Here is a 26815-nt window from a genome sequence, read left to right as displayed (position 1 = left end):
TACATCTTACTGACTTAGAGCGCTATTTGTTGACTATCGCAAAAGATTGATTATCACGAACAGTTGATTATCAAAAGCATTCGATTACCACGAGTAGGTAACTAAGACGAACAGCTGATCTCCATCCCTTTACCCCACTCTGGTGGCAGCGCAGCTAAGTATTCATATTCAGGGTGTTCACTGCATGGATCGGCTAGTACCACCATCAGCGCTTCAATATCACTAGTATCACCTTGCTCAGCTTTATCTATCGCAAGCTGCGCCAAATAATTACGTAATATGTACTTAGGGTTTATTCCCCTCATGCTTTCACAACGCTCTTGTGGTGAATTGTCTTCTAATTCGCAACGCTGCAAATAATTAGCCAGCCACATTTTGGCGGCTTCTCGGTCTAAGACAAGATCTATGACTTCCTGAGAATCCACCGTATCTAAATTAGACAGAGTTCTAAAGAACCTTGGGTAATCGACTCTGTTCTGCGACATCAATTCGAACATCGATTCAAACAAACGACCATCACCTTCTTGTTTTGAAAGCAGCCCTAGTTTACGACGCATCAATTGGCTGAAATAACCATTCATTTGTGGCTCGTACTGCTCTAATGCCGCTTCAAGGTCAGCTTTATCTATTAATGGTGACAGTGAATGTGCCAGTGCAGACAAGTTCCACAACCCAATTCTTGGCTGCTGATTAAAGGCATAGCGCCCTTGGTAGTCTGAGTGGTTACAAATTAAACGAGGGTCATATTCATCAAGAAACGCGAACGGCCCATAGTCAAAAGTTTGCCCTAATATAGACATGTTATCAGTGTTCATTACGCCATGAGCAAAACCATTAGCTTGCCACAGTGCGACCATTTCAGCAGTGCGATCGACAATGAGGTTGAACATGCTGGCATAAGGTTTATCATCTTCAAGGCACTCAGGGAAGTGCCATTCCAATACTTTATCGGCTAACAATTTGTGTTCAGCAATTTGATTAGTATAGAAAAGGTGCTCGAAATGCCCAAAACGTATATGAGACTCACTCACTCGGACCAATAGCGCTCCTTTCTCCTGCTTTTCACGATAAACAGGTGTATCACTGCTCATCATTGCTAGCGCACGAGTAGTAGGGATTTTCAACCCAGCCATTGCTTCACTGCATAAATATTCTCTTACTGTTGAACGAATCACCGCTCGCCCATCCCCCATTCGAGAATAAGGCGTTTTACCGGCACCTTTGAGGTGTAAATCAAAGGTTTCACCACTTTTCGCAACCACTTGCGTCAATAACAAGCCTCTTCCATCACCTAAATCTGGGTTATAAGAACCAAACTGGTGACCTGCATACTTCATTGCTAATGGGAAAAACGGTGCAGGTTCACTTGTGCCAGAAAGAGTTGAAAGCAGTTCCTCTGAACATTGTTCAAATTCCGGAAAGCCTAGCTCTAATGCTAATTTTTTATTCCAAGCAAGCCATTGAACATTGCTAAGTGAAGTGGGTTGAGCTGGAGTATAAAAGGAACGTGGAAGTTCACTGAACCGGTTATTAACAGAGATAGAATCCCAGATAGACATGAGTAACACTCTTGATGAAACAATTCGTGCCAGACTATCACATTTTAATAACAATTATTGAAGCCGTAATGATTGAAACAGTTAAAGAAATAAATTGGGAATGGATAGAGATTAATAGCTCTTGAGATTAATAGCTCTTGAAATTGATAGTGCTTGAATTCATTAAGCTTATAATGACTGAAGATGGGTTGTGGGATTTAGGACGGGTAAAAATAGAGTAGAAAAGAAGATTGAAAAGATAAAATTGAAGTGGCTAACCTAGTGAGAAAAGCCACATCGATGAGAAAGGTTGGAAAGTGTATAAAAACTAAATTGAGATGGTAATACGCGTATAAATCGAAGAATCATCATAATTACATTGTCGTTGTTACATTATGTCTGGTTACATTAACGCCAAAATGCCTACAAGAGACAAAGTTGCGAAAATCCAAGTGCGGCTAATAACGCCAAAATTACTATGTTGAATCATTTCTTGATGCTGCATATATCTCTCCTAGAGATTTGAATAAGTAACTATAATATATCGGTATAACGCTCAAATCAGCAAGCATATATATATTAACCTTTTATTACAGCATCAAGAATTTTCTGTCACATTAGCAATAATTTCTCACTTTCATAGCTAAGTGCGACTCGTCGTTGATAACAAAGCACCAGCACTGATGAACACCCCACCTGTCACTCGATTGAAGATTTTGGCTCTGCCTTGTGCAAATAACCAATTGGAAGACTTCGCTCCTAGATAAGCATAAAGCAACAGCCATGAAAGTTCCATTACAGCAAACGTTGTAGCAAACACAATAAACTGAGGCATAAGTGCTAAAGTCGGGTCGATGAACTGAGGAAACAACGCGGTAAAAAATAGAATCGCTTTTGGGTTGCTTGCACCAACAATAAAACCACTAAGAAAATGCTGCTTGTTAGTGCCTTTCGAGGGGGTATCTTCAGAAGAAAGTTGATCATAGCTTTGCTGAGAAGAACGCAAAGACTGCCAGCCAAGATAAATAAGGTATGCCGCGCCCGTCCATTTAATGATATTAAATACCACTTCGGATGAAGCGATAATCACGCCTAAACCAGTAAAAGAAAGGGTTAGAATAGTTGAAATAGCCGTTAAGCTACCTAATGCAGTAAAGACTGAAAGCTTAAAGCCGGATTGTACAGCCTTAGTCATACACAATAACGAGCTTGGACCCGGTGATGCTGTTAATACCAACACAGCAAGGAAGTAGTAAACCCACGTTTCTATAGCCATTATGAATCCTCCATGATTCACTTAATGTTCAAAAATCGAACACCAATATGTGTTAAGTATGCATATTGATCAACTAAATATTAACCACTTAATTTGTAGGCTTTAATGAATTTAGCTTATTTCTCCCATAAAAAACGCCATGCGTTGGCGGCATGGCGTTTTAATAATTCACTTGCGTTTCTACGGCTCAATCTCTGAGACTTTATGTCTGAAACTAGCGCTCTAAACGCTTAATCTCTGAACTCTATAACCACAGAAATTTATAACAACACAAACCTATAGCGACAGAAGTTTAATCTTTGTAGATTGAAAACTCATCCGCACAAGCAACTAACTGCTCGCGAGTGATCATGAACACACCATGACCGCCATTAGAGAATTCAATCCATGTGAACGGAAGTTCTGGGTATTGTTCCATCATGTGGATCATAGAGTTGCCCACTTCACAGATCAAAATACCATCTTCAGTCAGGTAATCTGGTGCATTAGCTAAAATGCGACGAACCAATTTCAAGCCATCAGTGCCAGCAGCTAAGCCTAATTCAGGCTCATGCGTAAACTCATCAGGTAAGCTGTTCATATCTTCTTCGTCTACGTAAGGCGGGTTAGATACAATCAAGTTGTACTTTTCTTTTGGTAAGTCACGGAACAAATCCGAACGAATTGGGAACACTTGCTGTTCCATACCGTGGTCTTGTACGTTTTGCTCAGCAACTTGCAGCGCGTCAGTTGAAATGTCAATCGCATCGACTTCAGCGTCTGGGAATGCGTGCGCACATGCGATTGCGATGCAACCACTGCCTGTACACATATCCATGATACGTGTCGGCTCTTCTGTTAACCAAGGTTGGAATTGCGCTTCAATCAATTCGCCAATTGGAGAGCGAGGCACAAGTACACGCTCATCAACGAAGAATTCAAGACCACAGAACCACGCTTTGTTGGTTAAGTAAGCCGTTGGAGTACGCTCATTGATACGCTTAATAACACGCTCAACAATACGTAAACGCTCGCTGCTTGTTAGGCGAGAGTTCATAACATGCGAAGGAACATCAATCGGCAGATAAAGAGTAGGTAAAATAAGTTGTACCGCCTCATCCCACGCATTATCAGTACCATGACCATAAAATAGGCCAGCAGCGTTAAAGCGACTAACAGTCCAACGAATTACATCTTGAAGCGTGTGTAGTTCTGATACCGCTTCTTCTACAAAAATCTTATCCAAAATTGTCTCCGAAAAGCGCTACAATACTGCTAATTACGTTTCAAATTAGAATTCATAACCTGATGAGCAAAAAAGACACCGACTTCGATGACGATTTCGCCTTATTCAACGATGCAGTAAAGGGCGTTAAAAAGTTGCAACAGGATACCATAATCCAGCAGCCAAAAAGAAATACCAAACAAAAAGAAATTACTCGAACTGCAAGACAAGCCAGTGACAGTGAATTCTATTTCTCGGATGAGTTCATTCCTCACTTAAGTGATGATGGACCAACTCGTTATGCTCGAGATGATGTGTCTAAATATGAAGTCAAAAGGTTGCGTCGCGGTGTGTATGTTCCCGATGTTTATTTAGATATGCATGGAATGACTCAACAAGAAGCGAAACGTGAATTAGGTGCAATGATTGCCCACTGCATAAAAGAAAGTGTGGCGTGTGCGTGTGTTCAACATGGAATTGGCAAGCACATATTGAAACAGAAAGTGCCGTTATGGTTGGCGCAACACCCCGACGTAATGGCGTTCCACCAAGCTCCTCTCGAATTTGGCGGTCATGGTGCATTATTGGTTTTATTATCGATACCAGACAAGTAACCATACAAAAGGTCTGACACCCATTAACCGATACTAAATCTATGACTCGAAGAATAAAGAAAGGGCGCATCAATCACTGATGCGCCCTTTCTATTTAATCGCCATTAAAGCAAACCAAATTCAGTTCACCTCGATATTCAAACCAACACTTCAATATCCAAACCAAAAAGACACTATGGCTGAAGCTTATGGATTAATATTCCAAAGCAATTCACCTTTACGTGTCTCTAAATCGAATTCAATACAAGCCATGCCAGAAGGTGGAAACATAGGTGGAGTCATGCCCGTAGCGAACTCTGCAGTTAAATACCCAACCAAAGGTAAATGAGAAACAAATAAAAGGCTATCTAGCTTCTCAACTTCAGCTAAAGCCAAAGTGAAATCAAACACTTCGTCAGACACACCGTATGGAGTAATGTCTTCACTGGTTTCTACCTTATCGGCATTAAATACCTGAGAAATCTCTAACCATGTTTCTTGCGCCCTTAAATAAGGGCTAACCAGCACTTTATCAAATTGACTATAGCCTTGCTCAACAGCTGCTTGTGCCACTGCCAAAGACAGTTTTTTGCCACGTTTAGTTAGGGCTCTTTCTGCATCCGAGTTCGCAAAATGTTCCGCTTCACCGTGGCGCATAATGAATATTTTCATGTTTTATCCTATCTATGTAGCATTCTCATATATCGTCATAACAGGCGAAATCGCTACTTCGTTTTTGACTCTCAATATTGAGAAACTTCAATCAATATAAATAATTATATCAAGTCGCTTGCCAAAGAGTTCGACTTTCTTAACAATCTATTAAAAAGAAACTTAATAACAAGAAAATAAATACCTGATCAAAGATATTGAAAGCACTACTAGTGATGCTTCCACACTTTCAAAACGCACTTATATCTCAAAATATGACTGCAAGATTTGCACCCACTTGTATCAGGTACATAATTTAATAATAAAAATCTCTGGAGAGACCTTGTGCATTTAAGCCCTAACGATGAACATCAATATCGCTATCTCACCTTATCAAATGGATTACGCACCTTGCTGGTAAGAGATCCCGACGCGCAAAAAGCAGCGGCGGCATTGGCTGTAAATGTCGGTCACTTTGATGATCCAGCAGACAGAGAAGGCTTAGCACACTACCTAGAGCATATGCTATTTTTAGGCACTGAAAAGTATCCAAAAGTTGGAGAGTTCCAAAGTTACATTAGCCAACATGGTGGCAGTAACAATGCGTGGACTGGAACAGAACATACCTGCTTTTTCTTTGATGTCGATTTAAATGCTTTTGAATCTGCACTTGACCGTTTCTCTCAGTTTTTCACCGCCCCTTTATTTAATGAAGAAGCTTTAGACAAAGAACGCCAAGCCGTTGAATCTGAGTACAAGATGAAGCTCAATGACGACTCTCGCCGACTTTATCAAGTACACAAAGAAATTGTTAACCCAGCCCACCCATTTGCCAAATTCTCGGTAGGTAACCTCGAAACCTTAGGCGACCGTGATGGTCAATCTATTCGACAAGAAATCTTAGCGTTCCACCAGCAAAATTATTCCGCCGATTTAATGACACTCACCCTCTCAGGGAATCAAGAGTTAGATGAGATGCAAGCTTGGGTTGAGTCGCGCTTCTCCGAGATCAGTAATCATCAACTGAGCAACAAATCTATTTCAGAACCTATCACAACCGAAGGCAGTACGGGTATTCAAGTCTTTGTTGAGCCAGTCAAAGAAATACGAAAGCTCATTTTAAACTTTCCTATGCCTTGCATGGACGAGCATTACAGCACAAAACCACTTTCCTTTTTTGCACATTTACTTGGCTACGAAGGTGAAGGCAGCTTAATGATGCAACTGAAAGAGAAAGGCTGGGTGACCTCCCTTTCTGCGGGTGGTGGCGCAAGCGGCAGTAACTATCGAGATTTTAATATCAGCGCAACTCTAACACCTGAAGGTTTATCAAAAGTCGATGATATTACTCAAGCCGTATTCCAATATATAAAGTTAATTGAACAACAAGGTATGGAAGAGTGGAGGTACCTTGAAAAGCGCGCGGTATTAGAATCAGCTTTTCGCTTTCAAGAACCGTCTCGCCCACTCGATGTTGCCAGTCATTTAGTGATGAATATGCAGCATTACCCTGAAGACGATGTAGTGTATGGCGACTATAAAATGTCTCATTATGATGATGATCTACAACGTTCTATTTTCCAATACTTTACCGTAAAGAACCTGAGATCAACTCTGGTTGCCCATGATTCTAATCCCAACAAAGAAGCAGGGTATGACTACGAAGCCAAATGGTATTTCACACTTTATTCCACTCAAGATTTCACATCGGAGCAGCAGCTAAAGTTTGCTCAAATTAACCCGAGTTGGAAATTTGAACTGCCTAGTAAAAACCCTTTCATTTGTTATGACCTTGAGCCTGCTGCCATTGAAAGTGGTCAATCTCAACCTGAGTTAATCGAAAAATTGGATGGGTTTTCTCTTTGGCATCTGCAAGACACTGAATTTAGAGTACCTAAAGGCGTTGTTTATGTCGCGATAGATAGCCCACACTCCGTGGCTAGCCCTAGAAATATCGTAAAAACTCGCTTATGTGTTGAGATGTTCCTCGATTCTCTGGAAAAAGAAACCTATCAGGCTGAAATTGCAGGTATGGGGTACAACATGTACACCCATCAAGGCGGTGTGACACTAACCCTTTCAGGCTTCAGTCAGAAACAGCCTCAACTTTTAGAAATGATATTAAAACGTTTTGCGGCGCGTGATTTTAGCGCAATTCGATTCGATACAATTAAGCAGCAACTTCTGCGCAATTGGCGCAATTCAGCTCAAGATCGTCCTATATCTCAACTATTTAACGCTATGACAGGAATGTTACAACCAAACAACCCTCCTTACTCCGTTCTAATTGAGGCATTAGAAACCATAGAAGTCGATGAACTATCTTCATTTGTTCAGGCAATCTTGGCTGAGTTACATGTCGAAATGTTTGTCTATGGTGATTGGCAGCGAGCTGATGCACATAACATGGCAACGACCCTAAAAGACGCCCTACGCGTTCAAAACCAAGCCTATGAAGAATCTTTACGACCTTTAGTCATGCTCGGTGAAAATGGTAGTTTCCAACGCGAAGTCATATGCAACCAAGATGACTCTGCAATTGTGGTCTACTATCAATGCCCTGATATTTCATCAAAAAACGTTGCGCTTTATTCCTTAGCAAACCATTTAATGTCTGCCACTTTTTTCCACGAAATTAGGACCAAGCAGCAACTCGGTTACATGGTGGGTACAGGGAACTTACCGCTTAATCGTCATCCTGGTATTGTTCTGTATGTCCAATCACCAAATGCAGCTCCAGCAGATTTAATCAGCTCGATTGATGAATTTTTGAATGCATTTTACATGGTGTTACTGGAATTAAATGAATACCAATGGCACAGCAGTAAACGTGGGTTATGGAACCAGATATCGACACCAGACACCACTCTTCGTGGAAGAGCTCAACGTTTATGGGTTGCGATAGGCAATAAAGACACCGACTTTGACCAGCGTGAGCGAGTGTTAGAAAACTTAAAAACGCTTTCACGCTCAGATATGATCCGCTTTGTCGTAAACCAACTTAAGCCTAGAACCGCTAACCGTTTGATTATGCACACACAAGGTAATGCCCATAATGAAGATGAAGCTCTGTCAGTTGGGATGGAAATTGGGTCAATTGATGAATTTCAACTTCGCCCTAAAGACTGTGAATTAGGGTAGTTCTGATTTTTAAGTAATTTTAAAACACATGATTTAAGCAACATAAACTGAACGCTTACTGAAATCGCCACGTATATAACGTACATCGAAAACCAGTAATATCAGTTTACGTCAGTGAGCTGGTTACATAAGTAGCCAATCACTCGCGAATATGGAGCTTAAATGAATCAAATCAACCCAAAGAAACTATTAAACAGCAAGTGGACGGCGGTCAATCCAGTTAAAAAAGAGAAGCACTTTTTAGTGACTGACGTAAAATTTGAAGAAGATGAAATCGTACATTGCTTAATTGAAGCTGTGATGTCTAAAAGAACAGAGTCCATTGACTGGACGGTTCTAAAAGCTCAAGAAAACTGGCTTGCTGGATGGAAATAAAAAGTAAAGTTTGACCATTCGGCTCACCAAATATAGCAATTCCATCTTAAATTTTATCTAATAAAAAACGCTTACTTTTCAGTAAGCGTTTTATTTATTGAATATTCCAAACAGGTTTGGGATTAACAAATAGCTGTGTAATCAGTTATTTGTTACTCAGGCTGACTACTTATAAAAAGTTTCGCCAAGCCCTGCTCTTGTGAGTAACCCATCACATGGCGCAAATCGGTCCCCGTATTTTTTGGCAAAATCATTCATCATTTCAACCAAAGACTCGATTCCAACTTGATCCATATAACGGAATGGACCACCTAGGAATGGAGGAAAACCAATACCAAAGATTGCACCAATATCCCCATCACGAGGGCTACGAATGATACCTTCATCTAAACAACGCACCGCTTCATTAAGCATTGGAAGTACGCAGCGCAATGAAATGTCGTTATCACTCAGTTTTGGTTCAGGCTGTAACTTCAGAAGCTTATAAACGGATTTATCCACTTCTTTGTCTTTACCTTTATAGGTATAAAAGCCCTTTCCACTCTTTCTGCCTTTACGACCATCATTTAACAGGACGTCAAACACATCAGGTCCTTGGAACCTTTCACCTAACTCATTCACTAGAATCGGGATGATTTTCGCGCCAATATCCACGCCAACTTCGTCAAGTAAAGTAATCGGTCCGACAGGGAAACCAAAATCAAGCAATGCGCTGTCTAGCTTCTCGATAGGTTCATTAGCCAGAAGCAAATGCGCAGCTTCATTCATGTATGGCGCTAGAATACGGTTAACGTAAAAACCTGCCGTATCTTTAACGACAATTGGCGTTTTACCCTGTTTCTTCGCTAACGCTACAACGGTTGAAATGGTTTCATCAGAGGTAGTTTCATGCGGAATAACTTCAACTAAAGGCATTTTTTCTGCTGGGCTGAAGTAATGTAGACCTACTACGTTTTCTGGGCGTTCCGCTTTTTCTGCAATTTTATGGATCGGCAATGAAGAAGTGTTTGTCGCAAAGATAGTATTCGCTTTTGCGTTCGCTTCAATATCCGCCACCATCGACTGCTTTAAATCCAAATCTTCAAAAACAGCTTCGATAACAACATCAATATGATTAAAGCTTGTAAAATCAATACCGCCAGAAAGTTGGAGCATGTTCGCTTCTAACCCTGACTTACTGATAATTCGACGCTTACGTTGTTTATCAAATAACTTAAAGTTGTAATTTAAAGCATTCAAAACGCCATCATTTGAAACATCTTTAATTCGGACTGGTACTTTCGCTTTAGCAACGCTCACATGGCTAATGCCCGCCCCCATCAAGCCGCCGCCTAAAACACCGACTTTTTGAACTGGCGCTGGTTTTGCATCTGCACCATTTTCTTTTTTCATTTCGGTCGTCGCAAAGAATATAGAGCGCAGAGCTTTAGATTCGGTGGTCATTACCAATTCAGAGAATCGCTTCGCTTCGTATTGTAAGCCTTTTTCAAAACCGTTTTCTAAGCCGTAACGAATCACATCCAAGATGGCATCTGTCGCAGGGTAATTACCGCGCGTCTTTTTATTCGTTTTCTTCGCAGCTTGCTCAAAAATCACTTTTCTTCCAAGACCGTTACGAGAAATCATCTTCTCTTTCGTGGAAGCTTTGCTCTTAGAAGCAATACGTTTTCCGCCTTTCTTACCTGAACCTTTAGAAGCATGCTTCTCGACGAAATCTTTAGCGACATTCAGCAAAATAGTTTGTGGGACACACGCATCGACCACACCCAATTTTTTAGCTTTCTTCGCACGTAACTGCTTACCCGTAAGAATTAAATCTAGCGATGGCAATAATCCAATTAAGCGAGGTAAACGTTGAGTACCGCCAGAACCTGGAAGTAAACCTAATTGAACTTCAGGTAAACCAAGGCGAGTTTTATCTGAATCACTGCATACTCGGTAATCACACGCTAGTGCTAACTCTAAACCACCACCTAAACATGGGCCATGGATAGCAGCAACAACCGGGTAAGGTAAGTCAGATAAGGTTTGGAACATGTCCTGACCTTGACGAGCCAGTGATTCAGCCTCGTCGACTGTTTGGCAAGCATCGAGCATGCGAACATCAGCACCTGCAATGAAGTTATCCGGTTTTAGGGAGTGAACAATCAAGCCCTTAATGCTGCTTTGTTTATCTTTTAGCTGTTCAAAAACCGCTTTCATTTCTTCTGCAAAAGCCGCTTGAAGCGTATTCATTTTTTCATTGGGAACGTCAATCGCAAGCCATGCTAGGTTCTGTTCATCAATGGTTAGGCTAAAAGCTTTTTCTGCTTGAGCCGCTGTTGTTGAGTTACTTTCTGTTGATGAGTCGATAACCGTAGACATTATTCTACCTCCAAGATCATAGCTGCACCTAAGCCACCAGCCGCACATGCAGTATTAAGTGCAAGCCCGCCGCCACGACGTTTTAATTCACGTAATGTTTGAGTCATCATTCGCGCACCAGTTGCAGCGAATGGGTGACCATAGGCAATAGAACCACCCAACACGTTGAATTTATCCATATCAATAACACCCATCGCTTTAGAGCGACCTAAGTGTTCCTGCGCAAATTTATCACAAGCGAACATCTTCACGTTTGCGAGTGCTTGAGCTGCGAATGCCTCATGCATTTCAATCAAATCTAAATCTTCAAGCTCTAAACCGGTATTCTTAAGTACTTTAGATGTTGCGTAAGATGGCCCCATTAACATGTCGCTTTCTACGCCAATCGCCGAAAATGCGTAACCTCGGATATAACCCATAATTTCAAGACCCAGCTCTTTCGCTTTGCCTTCTCTCATGAGCATTACGGCTGCGCCGCCATCAGTTAAAGGAGTCGCATTTGCCGCCGTCACACTGCCGTACTGACGGTCAAACGCCGGACGCAATTTCGCATACCCTTCGACCGTGGAGTCATGGCGAATATTATTATCTTCAGATATCGACTTTTTATAAGGAGCAGGGAAAGCCGTCATGACTTCACCTTGTATCTTTCCTTCCTTCCAAGCTTGAGAAGCTAAAGTATGGGAACGGTGCGCTAAAGCATCTTGTTGCTCACGAGTAATACCATGTGTTTTAGCCATTTGCTCAGCGGTTTGCCCCATAGACAATCCAGTCGAATATTCAGCAACCGCAGGTGGAACAGGCATGAGATCTTTAAAGGATAAAGCTTTTAGTATTTTTAGTTTTTGACCAATAGTTTTCGTTTTGCTCAAAGCCAATAAATTAGCCGCAAGTTTCTTCGAAACACCAATAGGCAATACAGAAGAGGAATCTGCCCCGCCGGCAATACCAACATCAATACTTCCCGCCATAATACTTTCCGTTACATTAACGGCAGCCTGAAAACTGGTAGCACATGCGCGAGTCACGCTGTAAGCATCAGTATGAATGTTCATTCCCGTGCCTAGTACAATTTCACGGGCAATATTGGGCGCTTCAGGCATTTGTACAACTTGCCCAAAAACCACTTGCTCAATTAACGCAGGATCAATATCAGTACGTGCAAGCATTTCACTTACGACCATTTTACCTAGGTCTACCGCAGGCACTTGGCTAAATTCGGTGCTCTGACGAGCGAAAGGGGTTCTTAGTCCGGCTACTACGGCAACGCGCTCTCCAGAGCGAGTTTTGAGTTCCTGTATGCCCATGGTTTCTCCTTGAGGGTAAGAGGTCTGACCTGAAGCATTGTAAAGAAGTTGTTAATAAAATCAAACGGACGTTTAAATAAACGTGATGCGAGTACATGAAGCTGAAAAGTAGTAGCTCAGAGGATATTGCCTAAACTTATAGTACTGAATCAGTCATAGTGCTTAATTAGCCATAGCGCTTAACTAGCCATAGCGTTTAATCAGTAAGAGTACTGAGTTGTATTTTATTCAGGCAAAAAAAAACCACACAAAGCTGTGTGGTCGGAATGTATATAAAGCAATTAACTTAGCGCCAATTGAAATAATCAGTTTCCTGATTAGGAGAAAGTAAAGTCAGCCTTCAAAAGGAAGTGTTGTCTTGCTCAACACGCTAGCCATAAATGACTAACTAGACAACAAGGTGTACTATAGCCTGTTCGAAAGCTCAGATTTTGAAGTAGATCAATTTTAATTACGATTTTACGATTTCCAATGCATGAATACGTAAAAAATAATCTATCCGCAGAGCGATAATGGAGGCTCCTGTGTCGATAATGAAAATATTCGGAAAGAAACCGGCGAATACCCCGGTCAACTCTGATATGGACAAACAAAGAAAATACGAAGCACTTGTACGTGCCTATCACGGAGACCTATTCCGCTATGCATATTGGCTGTGTAAAGACAAAAGCATTGCAGAAGATTTGGTGCAAGAGACCTGCTTAAGAGCGTGGAAATCTCTCGATAGCTTACAAGATGAAAAAGCCGCAAAATCTTGGCTCATTACTATTTTGAGAAGAGAAAATGCGCGCCGCTTTGAACGAAAACAATTTGATCTAGTTGATATAGATGACCACAGCAATGATGCTAAAGTGAGTGACGACCCACATCATCAACATGAATGGTTACAAGCTCAGATCATGAAATTAGAAGTCGATTACCGTGAACCTCTATTTCTGCAAGTGATTGGTGGATTTAGCGGAGATGAAATAGCAGACATACTCACTCTTAATAAAAACACAGTAATGACACGTTTATTCCGAGCTCGTAATCAGCTGAAAGACATGCTTGATTCCGAAGAAACCGTAAGGGGGCAACATAATGGATGATTTAGAATTTCGTCGTCGCGTTTTGTCAGATCCTAAGCATCGTGATCAAGACATTATTGGCGCACTGACCGAGAACGAAGCAAACAGTAAATTTTTAGATGATGTTTTGTCCCTTGATAAGCAAATACATCATGCAATGAAAGTGGATGTGCCGGACGATTTAGCCGACCGCATTCTTTTCAATCAAACATCAAGTGAAGAAAGCAATGTAATACGTCCTAACTTTGCCAAAAGAGCCATGGGCTTAGCTGCTTCTGTCGCATTTGTTTGTGGTTTACTCGTAGGGCAAGTGAATTGGGGGAATGTTTTGGTTCCACCAGCGCAAGCTAGCCTAGCTGATACTGCAATGAAGCATGTGGTTAATGAAAAGAGCTTTGTTAGTGTCATAGACGAACAGGTCACTTCGCAGCAGATCAATGCAAAGATGAATCCATTTGCTTTTCAATTTGATGAAGCTTTCCCGTATCACGTTTATTACCTAAATCATTGTGGTTTTGGTAAATCAAACGCTATGCACATGGTCTTTCAAGGTGAAAAAGGCAAAGTTACACTCTTTTTAACAGGCATCCCGACAGAGAAAGCTCTCGGCTTTGATGAAGAAGGTATGACAGGCTCAGTCACCCCTATTGACGACTCTAGCCTTATCTTAGTTGGAGAGAATGGAGAAGATGTGTCTAAAATTGCAGAGCAACTTTCTAAGATAATAAAACCAATGAGTTAAGTGCTCTTCACTGCAAATAGAACCATAAACCCGACTTATGCAAGATGAAGTCGGGTTTTTTATTATACATCCCACCCAAACCATTCCCCATACTAATTAAAAATAGAGTACTAGCTCTAAAAAACGATATTTATCACCAATTTCATGTCAGATAGACGCCACTTCCATAATTTTCCCCTCAAAATATCGAATGGTCGGATTTGTATATCGTATACTTCGGTCTAGGATCAGCCCCATATTGAGCAAAAGCTCAAATAAATCGCCCTTTAGAGGCGGAATAAAAAGGAAATAATAATGACTAAGCAAACGCGTCTGTTTAAAAAGTCTCTTTTAGCAGTAACAATTACACTAGCCTCTTCGCAAGCAATGGCTGCAGGCTTCCAACTTAACGCACAATCAGCAACCGGTATTGGCCGTGCTTTCGCTGGTGATGCAGTAATCGCCGATAACGCTTCTGTTATGGCTCGTAACCCAGCGGCAATGGCACTATTTGATAGTGTTGAATTGTCACTGGGTTTCGAAAGCATTACTTCAATGATTGAAGTGAAAGATGCGACATATACAGACTTCCAAGGTGGTACTCACGACGCTAGCTATGACGATGCTGGTGGTACATCAATCGCACCAAATATTCACTTAATTGTTCCTATCAATGAAAAATTTGCGGTTGGTTTTAACGCTTACTCAAACTTCGGAACAAAAACTGAATTTAGCGATAGCTATGTTGGTGGCGAGTACGGCGGCTTGACTGATGTTAAAAGCGTAAACTTAGGCCTAGCTGGTTCTTACCGCTTAAATGACCAATGGAGCTTTGGTGCCGGTCTAGATTTCATTTACGGTAAAGGTGAACTTAAACGCTCGATGAGCTCTGAAGCTAATACTCCTGGAATGGCTCCATTTCCTCAACCAGGTAGCACAGCCTTAGATGCTGAAGCTGATGGCTGGGCGGTTGGTTTTAACCTAGGTACTGTATATGAGTACGATGAGAACAACAGATTTGGTCTAGCTTATCATTACTCTCCAGAGCTAGAAGCTGAAGGTGACATTACTTATATTTCAGGTAATCCACAGGAAGCTAAGAACGATACTTTATACATGCCTCTTCCTGATCTTCTAGAGTTTTCAGGCTACCACCGATTGGAAGACACTAAATGGGCTGTTCACTACAGCGTTCAGTGGATTGGTTGGAGTTCATTTAAATCTCTTGATTCAAAAGCACACGGAACACTTAATAACTACGAATGGCAAGATGGCATGCACTACTCTATTGGTGGTACATACTTCTTAAATCGTGATTGGACTCTACGCGCAGGTTACATGTATGACACCAGCGCTCAGGATGACGTAACTTCAGTTTCTGTTCCAGATTCAGATCGTCAATGGTTCTCAACAGGTTTCACTTACCACATCAACGAAAAATCTAACATTGATTTTGGCTTCACTTACCTAGTGGGTAAAGATGTGAAAGTAAATGAAAATACTGAAAACCCAGCGTCAGGTATTATTGGTGGAGATAATATTTCTTCAATCAGTGCTACAACTCGCGCAGATGCAATCTTGATGGGTATTCAATACAGCCGCAGCTTCTAAATTTAAGCTTAAGCTAATAAACTTTAAGGGTCGCATTGCGGCCCTTTTCTTTGCCTAAAAATCCCCTTCCAACAGCTATTTAAGCTTACAAGTGTAGCCTGCAAAGGTCATTTCTAGCTACATGTGTACGCTGAAAACCCGCAACACTCACGAAACATTCAGTCAAATAATCTACCAAACACTCTTATTTAACAATTTAATCGCTAAAACACTGTTTTATTCGAATTTCATTTTTAAAGTAAAGACTCTAAACGTAAAATCACGCTACTTAAAATTAATAGTTCAGCGAACATCATAATGAAAACAAATAAGACTCTCCTATCTGCCGCAGTGGCATTCGGTTTACTTTCTACTTCGACAGTGACGCAAGCTGCTGGTTTTCAACTTGCAGAATATTCTGCAACCGGCTTAGGTCGAGCTTATGCGGGTGAAGCTGCAATGGCAGACAATGCAGGCGCACAATGGCGTAACCCTGCAATGCTGACTTACCTTGAAGGCACTCAAGTTTCTATTGGTGCTATCTATGTTGACCCGAATATTGACCTTAATGGTACATCGACCTCAATGCTAGGCACCAAAACTTCATCTAGTTCAAGTGATTTTGCACATAGCGCTGTTATTCCAAATTTTTACATCTCTCATAAGTACAACGATAAGTTTGCGTTAGGCTTTGCTGCTGGCACAAACTACGGGATGGAAACTGACCTAGGGACTGATTTCGGTGGTGCAAACCACGGTAATGAAGCGAGCGTTATCAGCATGGAGCTAAACCTTAATGCTGCATACCAAGTGTTGGACAATGTGTCTGTTGGTGGTGGTATTCGTTATGTAATGGCTGAAGGTAGCTTTGGTGCAGTTTCAACAGAAAACTCATTAGTACAAGTACCAGCTGGAACCGCTTTAAAATATATGGAAGGTGATGATACTGCTTGGGGCTGGCAAGTAGGTACAGCATGGCAAATTAATGATGATCATCGTGTTGGTTTTACTTACAAATCTGAAGTGGACTTAACACTTGAAGGCTACGCTAAAGGTCTTGGCTTCAATCAAGCAGATCCAAATGCACACAAAAGTGGTTCTATGGATCTAGCGTTACCAGCAACAGCTGAAATAGCAAGCTTCCACCAGATCACAGAGAAAGTTGCTATCCACGCGAGCATCAACTGGACTGATTGGAGCAGCTTTGAAAAACTTGTTGCTGATTTCCCAGGGGAAAGCAGCGTTGAGATCAAGCAAGAAAACTGGGAAGACAACTACCGCTTTGCGATTGGTACAACTTACCAAATGACACAGAAGCTAGCGTTACGCTCTGGTATCGCATACGACACTTCTGCAGTAAGTGACGAACACCGCACTGCAACTATTCCAGAGACAGATCGTACCTGGTTAAGTGTTGGTGCAGGTTACCAATGGTCTGAGCAACTTTCATTAGATGCAGGTTTCACATACATCCTTGCGAAAGATGCAAGCATGGTTGAAAACGATGCAACTTCAGCACCATTTGGTGGTAAATTTGAAGGTGAAGTAACTGGTAGCATTTGGCTTATCGGTGTGCAAGCAAACTACCGTTTCTAATAAGAACTTTAAACTATCTGAGTTTAAGATGATCAAAAAAGGGGCAGATGAAATCATCTGCCCCTTTTTATTTTAAGTACTACTTTTAAGAGAAAGCCAGCAGCTTAATATTCTTCATCAAGGTAGTCATCAATGAAGTCTTCCTCTTCTTGATCAAACTCTTCAATGTCTATTTCAGCTTTAAAGTCTCTGCGCTGAATATAGATTTCACGAGTCAATGCATAAGGATCTGGTGAGTCATAAAGAATAGATTCTTGAGGCACAACCATCGCTCTCTTCTCCATGCCTTCAAATGCCCATTTACCTAGACTTCCCCAAAAAGATATTAAAGACAATGGTGCGTACAAACCATCAACTTGCTCTGTTACTTCACGAGTCGTTATAGGTCCGTAGCCCGGAACCATAAAGTAAGGTCCATTTCCGACCCCATAGTGACCGACTGCATCAGAAAATGACTTATCATCGTACTTGGTTATGCCGGCGGCACTGGCAACATCAATCAAACCTAATAAACCAAATGAGCTGTTGATCCAAAAACGGTTAAAGTGATCGACGGCTTTTTCTCCATTGCCCATGATCAAGTTATTAATCATGCTTGCAGGCTCATCAAGGTTTGCAAGGAAATTAGAAATACCGCTGCGAATAGGCACCGGCGTATAATCTACATAGGCAAGAGACACAGGACGAACCAAGTATGGGTCCAAATACTCATAGTTAATCTCCCACATAGCTCTGTTAAACCCTTCAAAAGGATCATTAGGATGCGAAGGTTCAACTTGAGCCGCTGCTGTTTCTATTTCAGTATTTTCAGACTCTTGCTCTGGAACACTAGAACAACCTACAGCAAAACTCGCGGTAACAGCAATGCAGGTTAATCTCAAAAAACGTGTCGTCATGTGACCTTTTCCATAAGGGGGCTGAATAATAAAAAAGGCCAGCAATCGCTGGCCTCAATTGGTGTCGTAAGTTTATACCGTTTCGATAAGAATCGGAATGCTTACTACTGAATACTATTGATATTGTTTCTCAATATTAACTGTTACTGGCGCGCCAAGTTCTACAACTTCGCTTTCACCATACCAATCAGCATCACGTGTAGCGACATTACCATCACTGTCTAACCTTGCTCTAACCATTAAAGTATCTAAGCTGGAAAGGTTACGGCCTTGCATCATGCTGTTACCATCATCCAACACAACCGTGCGAGGAAAACTGCCAAGTGGGTAACGAGCAGCAGCAATAGGCATTGGCGAGCCATCAGCACTATGAACAGACACTATTAATACTGAGTCAGGCGAAGTATTCACTTGATCAGAGAGCGTTAAAGTCACCGCAACACTTTTACCTGCTACCGCACTCTCTGATGGGCTCATTTTCTTCTTAGCACTTTCAATGCTTCGAGCCAGCATTTCATAACGACTATCTTCAGGGCCAATCATCTGCTGCATGATGCTCCAATATTTAGCAGCACCAGCATAGTCTTGTTGCTCAAAAGCATCAAAAGCTAACAAAGAGAACACTCGAATATCCACATAATCATTTTTAATCAAGCGGCTAAGTAATAAACGAGCTTCATTTTGTTCAGCTTCATCTTGAGACAGCATTAACGCTTGCGCATAACCAAGTTGGACGTCTTCATTTTTAGGCTCAAGTTTGTATGCTCGCGCCATTGCATCGATTGCAGTTCCTGCATCACGATTAGCTAAGGCGATACGACCTAGCAGTAACCAACCTGTTGAATCTTTTGGCTGATAATGGAGGCGAGTACGAAGTGCAAGAGTAAGGTCTTCCAATTCATCATCACTAAGAACCTCTCCACTACCCGACATTAATTTTTTAGATAATGCAGGTAAGTTAGAGCTCACTTCTTGCCAGTGAAGAACTTTATCTGAAGCACCGAACTTGTAGTACATACCATAAGAAATTAACACCACTAAAAGTACAGAAGGAACAAGTACTCCAGCGATAGAAGTCTTTGTTTTCTGCTGTTTCTGTTGTGTTGGAATATCATCAAGCAGTGATTGTTTTAGATCGGCAATCAGGTCTTGTTGGTTCTCCACCAAACCTTCAGCAGCTTCTACTTCAAGTTCAGACAAGCGATCTTTATAGAAAGCTTTGTTCAATTCATCACGCAGTGCTTCATCGTTGTTCGCTTTTCTTTTCAAGAAAGGCACAGCAATCAAGGCAATTGCAGCTAGAGTTAGAACAACCGTAGAAATCCAAAAAAGCGTCATTATTCTTTATCTCCGTCGTTCTTCTCGTTTAGCAGCGCTTTTAAGCGTGCTTCTTTATCTTCATCCCAACTCTTTTTAGAGTCAGCAGTTTTTGCTTTGGTCTTACGACTTCTCAATATGATCAAACCAAAACCTAAGATGATGACAGAAAAAGGACCGACCCAAAGAATCGATGTCGCTAGTGTTAGCGGCGGATTATAGGTAACAAAATTACCGTAGCGAGCAATCATGTAATCAATAATTTCTTGCTCAGACTGCCCTTTCTTGGTCATTTCATATACTTTTTGGCGAAGATCTTGTGCAAGTTCTGCATTAGAATCACCAATAGTATTGTTCTGACATTTAGGGCAACGCAAAGTATTACTTAAATCTTTAAATTGCTGCTCTTGATCCAGTGTATCGAACTCATACACTTCAATTGCTGCCGTTGCAGTTAAAGAAATAGCGAAAGTGGCAAGTAATGCGAGTAAAACACGTTTCATCATTTCGCTTCCTCCAATAACGCTTGGTACATTGGCTTCAATGTTTCTGCCCAGTTTGTAGGATTAACGTCCCCTACATGGCGGTAACGAACAATGCCATTTGCATCAATGAGAAAAGTTTCTGGTGCGCCATAGACACCAAGGTCTAAACCAAGCATGCCATCGCCATCAAATAAACTGATCAAATATGGGTTACCCAACTCATTTAACCAACCAACAGCCTTAGTACGATCATCTTTATAGTTCATACCGATGATTTTCACGCCTTCCACAGACAACTGATTTAAATATGAGTGCTCTGCGTAACAAGTTGGACACCAAGTCGCCCAAACATTCAGTAGTAAAGGCTCACCTTTAAAGACGGCTTGGTCATACAATTTGCCAGGTTCCGCTAAGTCTTCTAATCGAAACTCAGGCACTTCTTTACCAATCAGGACAGATTCCAGTTTTGTTGGATCATCCCCTGTTTGGTTACGAACCAGTTGCGTAGCAAATATGGCGGCTAGCACCATAAATGCAACCAGTGGGATAAATAGAATCTTCTTGTTCATTTATGCCTCCTGCTCTACTGCTTCTTGCTTTTTCGATGGTTTACGAAAACGGTAACGACGGTCAGTGATTGCAATAATGCCACCTAGAGACATAATGATTGAACCAGCCCAGATCCAGCGTACAAATGGTTTGTAGTAAATACGCACAGCCCAAGATTTGTTGTCATCTAAACGTTCGCCCATTGCAATATAAAGATCGCGTGTAACGCCTCTATCGATTGCAGCTTCAGTCATCATCGACTTAGCAGTTGTGTAAAAACGTTTTTCAGCGTGCAATGTATTGATGTATTTACCTTCTTTGGTGATTTCAAAGTCAGCAATATAACCATCATAGTTAGGGCCATCTTTATCTCGTACACCAGAGAAGTAGAAGTTATATTCGTTCAGTTGGAAGTTTTCACCAGGAGCTAAACGTACATCTCTTTCGATACTGTAGTTTTGAACCATAGCAATACCAATAACAGCCACTGCTAAACCAAGGTGACCACACACCATAGCCCAATGACTACGTTGCAACTTAGTAACACCTTTCCAGAAAGTATGACGATGGGTTGCGCGCTCATGCAACTCAAAACCGTGCATGGAAATGATCCAAATAGCCATCACCCAACCAGTGAAAGCAGTACCATTGAAGCGCTCAGCTAGCACTGTGATCAGTAGACCACCGAGTGTCAGCGAAACAACACCTGAAATAAGCATAGGTTTAACAAGCTTAGATAAGTTGTCACGCTTCCAACGGATCAGAGGACCAATACCCAATAAGAACGAGAATGGAATCATCAGCCAAAAGAACAACATATCAAAGAATGGTGCGCCAATTGAAACTGAACCCAAACCAATTTGTTTATGGACCAATGGTAATAATGTACCCACTAAGACAACGACCAGCGCTGCGATAAGTATGATGTTGTTACCTAATAAAGCGTTTTCTCTTGATACAAGATCAAAGTTACCACGCACTCGTACTGCCGCGCCTTTTACAGCAAACAATAATAGTGAACCGCCAATAACAAATACTAGGAAGCCTAAGATAAACATACCGCGAGCTGGATCCGACGCAAAAGCGTGAACAGAAACCAAAATGCCCGAACGAACTAAGAACGTACCTAATAAACTTAATGAGAATGCAGAAAGAGCCAGTAACACTGTCCACGCTTTGAATGTACCGCGTTTTTCAGTCACCGCTAGTGAGTGCATTAGCGCAGTACCCGCTAACCAAGGCATAAATGATGCGTTTTCAACTGGATCCCAGAACCACCAACCACCCCAGCCAAGTTCATAGTAAGCCCACCATGAACCAAGAGAAATACCTAGCGTTAGGAACAACCATGCTGCGATTGTCCAAGGACGAGACCAACGTGCCCATGCTGTATCTAAACGACCGCTCATTAAAGAGGCAATAGCAAAAGAGAAAGCTACCGAGAAACCAACATAACCCATGTAAAGCATTGGTGGGTGAATGATTAGACCCGGATCTTGTAGAAGTGGGTTTAAATCACGACCATCAACAGGGAAGAATGGAAGAGTACGTAAGAATGGGTTAGAGGTAATAATGATGAACAGTAAAAACCCTACTGTTATCAGACCCATAATTGCCAATACGCGCGCCACTGATTCTTGTGGCATTCCACGGCTAAATGTGGCAACGGCAACAGTCCAGCCCGCTTGGATTAGAACCCAAAGCAGCAATGAACCTTCATGAGCTCCCCAAACCGCAGTAATCCGATAGTACCAAGGTAGTTGGCTATTAGAGTTACTTGCTACGTATTGAACAGTAAAGTCGTTGGTATAAAAGGCATAACATAAAATGACAAACGACACGGCTAGAAATAGGAACATCCCCCAAGACAGTGGTCTCGCGGTGTTCATTAGCATTGTGTTGTTTTTGGCTGCGCCATACAAAGGTAAAACGCTTAATAATAATGCCAAACCCAATGATAGGATCATGGCAAAATGGCCGACCTCAACGATCATTCATATGCTCCTTTTTTTTGGTCTTCCGAATATTGCAAAGGCTCATGGGTTTTCTTCATGGCTTCAGCAACTTCAGATGGCATATATTCTTCATCATGCTTTGCAAGTACTTCGAAAGCTTCGATGGTTGTTGCATCTTTTAATACACCTTGAGCGACAATACCTTGCCCTTCACGAAAAAGATCAGGAAGAATACCATCGTAAGTGATGGTAACTTTTGGACCAATATCTGCTAAATCAAAACTTACGCGTAAAGATTCTTGGTCACGTTTCACTGATCCGACAACAACCATCCCGCCAATACGTAGACGCTGCCCTACTTCAGGTTTCTTACCATCTTTACCATTTACAAGCTCAGTCGGTGTGTAGAACAAATCCATGTTCTGGTTAAGTGCATAGACCATTAAACCAATTGTCGCACTGATACCAAAAAAGATTGCTAGTACTATGCCTAACCTCTTTTTACGTCTCGGATTCATAGAGTGTTCTCCATATTTTTTGCTGCATCAATTCGCTCTTGGCGATCAATTTTTGCTTGTACTTCAGTGAGTAGCTGTTTTCCACGACGAATACTTACAATCATAAGAATAAACATCGATAAAAAGGTAATTCCAAACGCGCTCCAGACATACGAGGCATAGCCTCCCATTGCAAAGAAATCACTCAGAGATTCAAAATACATAATAATCTACCTTACTGTGCTTTTTCAGCGGCGAGTTTACGGACCCAAGGTCTATGGCTTTCTTTACTTATAATCTCGTTGCGGAAACGAATCATAGTCAGTGCACCAAAGAAGAAGGCAAAACCAAAGATATTAAGTAGTAATGGCCATAACATATCAGATGAAATTGAAGGCTGATCAAACTTGGTAATAGTTGCGCCTTGGTGAAGCGTATTCCACCATTCAACTGAGAAATGAATAATTGGTAGGTTAATCACACCAACGATCGCAAGGATGCCTGCCGCTTTGGCAGCTGTTTTTTGATCATCAAATGCGTGGTGTAAAGCAATCACACCAAGATATAAGAATAAAAGAATAAGTTCAGAAGTTAGCCGTGCATCCCATACCCACCATGCGCCCCACATTGGTTTACCCCAAACAGCACCTGTTAGTAATGCAATAAAGGTAAACACTGCACCGATAGGTGCCATCGCAAGAGCGGCCATATCAGAGAGGCGAACTTGCCAAACAAGTCCTATAAATGCTGCAATTGCCATAGACATATACACGCCCATAGACCAAATGGCAGAAGGAACATGGATATAAATGATTCTAAAGCTATCGCCTTGTTGATAGTCCGAAGGAGCAAATGCTAAGCCCCAAACAGTACCTACAGACAGGCACAATAACGCTAGAATTGAAAACCACGGCAAAAGTTTACCAGCGAGCTGGTATGAAGCCTCTGCTTTGGCGTAGGGATGTAGCCATTTCCACATTATATGTTCTCACTCTTACTTCATATTGCTCACAACAACTATTAGCTGTGATTATTATTATTTTGTATTTGCTTGTTTACCGGACTCTATGAGTCAAATAATTGTAATAAGTTCACTATCCAGAAATTAATTCACACTGACTCTCAGAGCTGCGCTGATCGCAAATGGAGTTAGAGTCATCGCCCCCATAAACATTGCCCCTAAAATGGCAAGCTGCCCATCATAAGCTACACCTAAAGCTGCAGCATCTATCGCTGATGTAGCAAAAATAAGTATAGGTATATAAAGAGGAAGAATTAACAGGCTTAATAACACCCCCCCTTTTTGTAAACCTACAGTTAAGGCAACGCCAATTGCACCAATAAAGCTTAATGCAGGTGTACCAACCAATAAAGTTAAGACAACGGCTAACCAGGTATCGAAGTCTAACGATAGGAGAACAGCCAGTAATGGACTAATTAAAATCAAGGGTAACCCAGTCAATAACCAGTGCGCTATGACTTTGGACAAGACGACCAACTGCAACGGGATGGGCATGAGCATCATTTGCTCAAGCGCTCCATCTTGGAAATCATCGCGAAATAGCCTCTCTAAAGACAATAAAGCTGACAATAAAGCTGCCACCCATACAATACCGGCCGCGATACGCGCCAGTAAGTTTGGCTCAGGACCAATACTTAAAGGGAATAAGGTAATAACAATAATAAAAAACCACAGAGGGTTAAAAATATCAGCTTGACGACGAAATGCGATAAGTAGCTCGCGTCGAATAATTGTAGTCATTGAAGAAACCATATTACTCACCCAGCTTAATTTTTCGAAGTTTAGGGCTATCTGCAAACATATCTTGGTGGGTTGTTAATAAAACAATACCACCGTTATCGGCATGTTTAGAAAAAAGTGATTCCAAAACTTTTACACCCTGTTTGTCGATTGCTGTAAGTGGCTCATCCAAAATCCAAAGCATTTGATTGCTTAACCACAAACGTGCGAGAGCAACGCGTCGTTGCTGTCCTGCGGATAACTGTCCTGCTGGTACATCTTCTCTTCCAGCTAAACCCACTTGAGCCAATGCTCCATAGATATCATCTTTTGTTGCATTGACATTATGGATAGATTGGTAAAAACGTAAGTTTTCAAATGCACTTAGCTCACGCTTTACTCCAGTTTGATGCCCTAAAAACAATAGATTTTGATGATAAGAATCACGATTAGACTGAATTGATTCACCTTCCCAATAAATTGAACCTTCATCTCGGTCACCTAAGCCCGCAATTATCCTGAGAAGTGTTGTTTTTCCCGTGCCATTCCTTCCTTCAACTTGAACAAGTTCACCCGATTTCAGTTGAAAAGAAAGTGATTCAAAAAGAACCCTTTCATCACGAATTGCAGTTAAGTTGGTGACTTCTAACATAGGTATTTTGGTCTAATCTGTAGGTAAATTGGATCTCATAATAAGTGGGCTATAGTAACACAGCACTCAAGGGACAAAATAGGACTAGGTCTTTACGAAACAACAATCTCGGTAAGAAACTGTAACTACACCATCACAATTTACATATTTTCTCTTATTTAAAGTAATTACTACTGATACATAGACTTATAAACATCGTTCTATAAATAGAGTGTAAAAAAAACAAAAAAAGAAGCCGAAGCTTCTTAATTTTAGAGTTGTTATAGGTTCGAGAACACTAGCGTCGTTGCGGTTTTCTTCTATCTTGGTGATGAGACCTTTCATGATTCGATGAAGGATCGCTGCGTAACGGTGGAACCTTTTCTTTTCCAGCTAGCTTGTTCTGTAATGACATCATCAATTCAGCTTCAGCTTTTGGTAATTCACATTCCTCAATAAGCTCATTGATACCAGCGCCAAGTTGTACCATCTTAGTCGCTCTTGTATAAAGCCGACCGTCAGTGTCTACATGTTCAAGCTCTACAATTCGTTCGCTAAGATGTTTAATAACATCTTCTTGCTCTGTCACTTTTTGACCTAAACCAATAACAACAGAACGAACTTCTAAAAGTTGTTTACTTGATTTTTGAAGTTCTTTCTCAAGATTACGAACGTGCAGTCGAGATTGATCTACTTGTTTCTGAATAACATTTTTCACACGGGTCAATAACCCGATAAGAAGTAAGCTAATCAACCCTGCTCCAATCAGTAATAAAGCAGGGCTTATTTGAAATGCATCAAACATTATAGGTGAGCCATCTCATCCCACTCGTCTTCGCTTAATAATTTGTTAAGGTCGACTAGAATAAGTAGTTTGCCGTCTCGGTTGCTCACACCTTGGATGAACTTAGCACTTTCATCAGTACCCACACTTGGCGTTGTATCGATTTCAGAAGAACGCAAGTACACCACTTCAGCTACGCTATCCACCAGAATACCAATAACTTGACGCTCAGATTCAATCACAATAATACGAGTATTATCAGTGATCTCACCTTGCATTAGACCAAATCGAGAGCGAGTATCAATAACTGTGACAACATTACCACGCAGGTTGATAATCCCTAGTACATAGTCAGGAGCGCCAGGTACAGGAGCAATTTCGCTATAACGTAATACTTCACGAACTTGCATTACATTGATGCCGTAAGTTTCCTCTTCTAGTTGAAAAGTTACCCACTGAAGCACTTCATCATTACCTTGATCTTTTCTTACTTCAACTTCGTTCATCTTTAATCCTCTTAATGTCGTGCCCGACTTA

The 26815-nt window shown here is 41.3% G+C and carries 25 protein-coding genes; 7 read left to right on the top strand and 18 right to left on the bottom strand.

Annotated features, from left to right (window positions below; translation table 11 throughout):
* Positions 1 to 101: 101 nt before the first annotated feature.
* From OCU78_RS04365 to prmB, 3 genes are all read right to left on the bottom strand, one after another.
* The gene (locus tag OCU78_RS04365) at positions 102 to 1559 is read right to left on the bottom strand and encodes a protein adenylyltransferase SelO (protein ID WP_137372346.1); all 1458 of its coding nucleotides are present in this window, start codon (positions 1557 to 1559) and stop codon (positions 102 to 104) included.
* Between the two features lie 622 nt (positions 1560 to 2181).
* Positions 2182 to 2814 carry a LysE family translocator gene (locus OCU78_RS04360; protein WP_137372345.1) on the bottom strand — a complete coding sequence of 211 codons (633 nt, stop codon included), beginning with the start codon at positions 2812 to 2814 and terminating at the stop codon, positions 2182 to 2184.
* 292 nt (positions 2815 to 3106) lie between these two features.
* Complete coding sequence (gene prmB / locus OCU78_RS04355) at positions 3107 to 4039, bottom strand: 50S ribosomal protein L3 N(5)-glutamine methyltransferase (protein WP_137372344.1); 933 nt, start codon at positions 4037 to 4039, stop codon at positions 3107 to 3109.
* A gap of 62 nt (positions 4040 to 4101) precedes the next feature.
* On the opposite strand from prmB, the gene smrB reads away from it, so the two are divergent.
* Positions 4102 to 4632, top strand: coding sequence for an endonuclease SmrB (gene smrB, locus OCU78_RS04350; protein ID WP_137372343.1), 531 nt, complete (start codon positions 4102 to 4104; stop codon positions 4630 to 4632).
* A gap of 186 nt (positions 4633 to 4818) precedes the next feature.
* Here the strand turns inward: smrB and sixA are convergent, their stop codons facing one another.
* Entirely contained in the window at positions 4819 to 5283 is a 465-nt protein-coding gene (gene sixA, locus OCU78_RS04345) for a phosphohistidine phosphatase SixA (protein WP_137372342.1), read from the bottom strand.
* Between the two features lie 324 nt (positions 5284 to 5607).
* Between sixA and OCU78_RS04340 the strand changes: the two genes are divergently transcribed.
* Both OCU78_RS04340 and OCU78_RS04335 read left to right on the top strand, forming a co-directional pair.
* Positions 5608 to 8403 (top strand): insulinase family protein, encoded by a 2796-nt coding sequence (locus OCU78_RS04340; protein ID WP_137372341.1) that lies wholly within the window; start codon positions 5608 to 5610, stop codon positions 8401 to 8403.
* 162 nt (positions 8404 to 8565) lie between these two features.
* Positions 8566 to 8778 (top strand): TIGR02450 family Trp-rich protein, encoded by a 213-nt coding sequence (locus tag OCU78_RS04335; protein WP_137372340.1) that lies wholly within the window; start codon positions 8566 to 8568, stop codon positions 8776 to 8778.
* A gap of 165 nt (positions 8779 to 8943) precedes the next feature.
* On the opposite strand, the gene fadJ is transcribed toward OCU78_RS04335, so the two are convergent.
* Complete coding sequence (gene fadJ, locus OCU78_RS04330; RefSeq protein WP_137372339.1) at positions 8944 to 11142, bottom strand: fatty acid oxidation complex subunit alpha FadJ; 2199 nt, start codon at positions 11140 to 11142, stop codon at positions 8944 to 8946.
* Positions 11142 to 12449 carry an acetyl-CoA C-acyltransferase FadI gene (gene fadI, locus OCU78_RS04325; RefSeq protein ID WP_137372338.1) on the bottom strand — a complete coding sequence of 436 codons (1308 nt, stop codon included), beginning with the start codon at positions 12447 to 12449 and terminating at the stop codon, positions 11142 to 11144. Before fadI ends, fadJ begins: the two co-directional genes overlap by 1 nt.
* Positions 12450 to 12961: 512 nt before the next feature.
* On the opposite strand from fadI, the gene OCU78_RS04320 reads away from it, so the two are divergent.
* The 4 genes from OCU78_RS04320 (at position 12962) to OCU78_RS04305 (ending at position 17423) form a co-directional block, all read left to right on the top strand.
* Complete coding sequence (locus OCU78_RS04320) at positions 12962 to 13537, top strand: sigma-70 family RNA polymerase sigma factor (RefSeq protein ID WP_137372337.1); 576 nt, start codon at positions 12962 to 12964, stop codon at positions 13535 to 13537.
* A complete protein-coding gene (locus OCU78_RS04315; protein ID WP_137372336.1) occupies positions 13530 to 14258 on the top strand; it encodes a DUF3379 domain-containing protein in 729 nt (242 codons plus the stop codon). The genes OCU78_RS04320 and OCU78_RS04315 overlap by 8 nt, the downstream gene beginning before the upstream one ends.
* Positions 14259 to 14549: 291 nt before the next feature.
* Complete coding sequence (locus OCU78_RS04310; protein ID WP_180033680.1) at positions 14550 to 15848, top strand: outer membrane protein transport protein; 1299 nt, start codon at positions 14550 to 14552, stop codon at positions 15846 to 15848.
* A gap of 297 nt (positions 15849 to 16145) precedes the next feature.
* On the top strand, positions 16146 to 17423 hold the full coding sequence (locus tag OCU78_RS04305) for an outer membrane protein transport protein (protein ID WP_137372334.1): 1278 nt from the start codon (positions 16146 to 16148) through the stop codon (positions 17421 to 17423).
* Positions 17424 to 17527: 104 nt separating this feature from the next.
* Here OCU78_RS04305 and OCU78_RS04300 read toward each other — a convergent pair whose 3' ends face one another.
* The 12 genes from OCU78_RS04300 to OCU78_RS04245 form a co-directional block, all read right to left on the bottom strand.
* Entirely contained in the window at positions 17528 to 18319 is a 792-nt protein-coding gene (locus OCU78_RS04300) for an MlaA family lipoprotein (protein WP_137372333.1), read from the bottom strand.
* Between the two features lie 114 nt (positions 18320 to 18433).
* Entirely contained in the window at positions 18434 to 19657 is a 1224-nt protein-coding gene (gene ccmI / locus OCU78_RS04295) for a c-type cytochrome biogenesis protein CcmI (RefSeq protein WP_137372332.1), read from the bottom strand.
* Complete coding sequence (locus tag OCU78_RS04290) at positions 19657 to 20139, bottom strand: cytochrome c-type biogenesis protein (protein WP_167494005.1); 483 nt, start codon at positions 20137 to 20139, stop codon at positions 19657 to 19659. Before OCU78_RS04290 ends, ccmI begins: the two co-directional genes overlap by 1 nt.
* Positions 20139 to 20690 carry a DsbE family thiol:disulfide interchange protein gene (locus OCU78_RS04285; protein WP_137372330.1) on the bottom strand — a complete coding sequence of 184 codons (552 nt, stop codon included), beginning with the start codon at positions 20688 to 20690 and terminating at the stop codon, positions 20139 to 20141. Before OCU78_RS04285 ends, OCU78_RS04290 begins: the two co-directional genes overlap by 1 nt.
* The gene (locus OCU78_RS04280; RefSeq protein WP_137372329.1) at positions 20691 to 22664 is read right to left on the bottom strand and encodes a heme lyase CcmF/NrfE family subunit; all 1974 of its coding nucleotides are present in this window, start codon (positions 22662 to 22664) and stop codon (positions 20691 to 20693) included. It abuts the gene before it with no gap.
* Positions 22661 to 23143, bottom strand: coding sequence for a cytochrome c maturation protein CcmE (gene ccmE / locus OCU78_RS04275; protein WP_137372328.1), 483 nt, complete (start codon positions 23141 to 23143; stop codon positions 22661 to 22663). Before ccmE ends, OCU78_RS04280 begins: the two co-directional genes overlap by 4 nt.
* Complete coding sequence (gene ccmD, locus OCU78_RS04270; RefSeq protein ID WP_137372327.1) at positions 23140 to 23346, bottom strand: heme exporter protein CcmD; 207 nt, start codon at positions 23344 to 23346, stop codon at positions 23140 to 23142. The genes ccmE and ccmD overlap by 4 nt, the downstream gene beginning before the upstream one ends.
* Positions 23347 to 23357: 11 nt before the next feature.
* Positions 23358 to 24101 (bottom strand): heme ABC transporter permease, encoded by a 744-nt coding sequence (locus OCU78_RS04265; RefSeq protein WP_137372326.1) that lies wholly within the window; start codon positions 24099 to 24101, stop codon positions 23358 to 23360.
* Positions 24102 to 24227: 126 nt separating this feature from the next.
* On the bottom strand, positions 24228 to 24896 hold the full coding sequence (gene ccmB / locus OCU78_RS04260) for a heme exporter protein CcmB (RefSeq protein ID WP_137372325.1): 669 nt from the start codon (positions 24894 to 24896) through the stop codon (positions 24228 to 24230).
* A gap of 1 nt (position 24897) precedes the next feature.
* Positions 24898 to 25515: a cytochrome c biogenesis heme-transporting ATPase CcmA gene (gene ccmA, locus OCU78_RS04255; RefSeq protein ID WP_137372324.1), complete on the bottom strand. Its 618-nt coding sequence runs from the start codon at positions 25513 to 25515 to the stop codon at positions 24898 to 24900.
* Between the two features lie 277 nt (positions 25516 to 25792).
* Positions 25793 to 26299 (bottom strand): DUF2802 domain-containing protein, encoded by a 507-nt coding sequence (locus OCU78_RS04250; protein ID WP_137372323.1) that lies wholly within the window; start codon positions 26297 to 26299, stop codon positions 25793 to 25795.
* Positions 26299 to 26784 carry a chemotaxis protein CheW gene (locus OCU78_RS04245; RefSeq protein ID WP_137372322.1) on the bottom strand — a complete coding sequence of 162 codons (486 nt, stop codon included), beginning with the start codon at positions 26782 to 26784 and terminating at the stop codon, positions 26299 to 26301. The genes OCU78_RS04250 and OCU78_RS04245 overlap by 1 nt, the downstream gene beginning before the upstream one ends.
* Positions 26785 to 26815: the final 31 nt, after the last annotated feature.

The organism is Vibrio gallaecicus, assembly GCF_024347495.1.
GTDB lineage: Bacteria > Pseudomonadota > Gammaproteobacteria > Enterobacterales > Vibrionaceae > Vibrio > Vibrio gallaecicus.
This window is presented reverse-complemented; position numbering and strand designations above follow the sequence as displayed.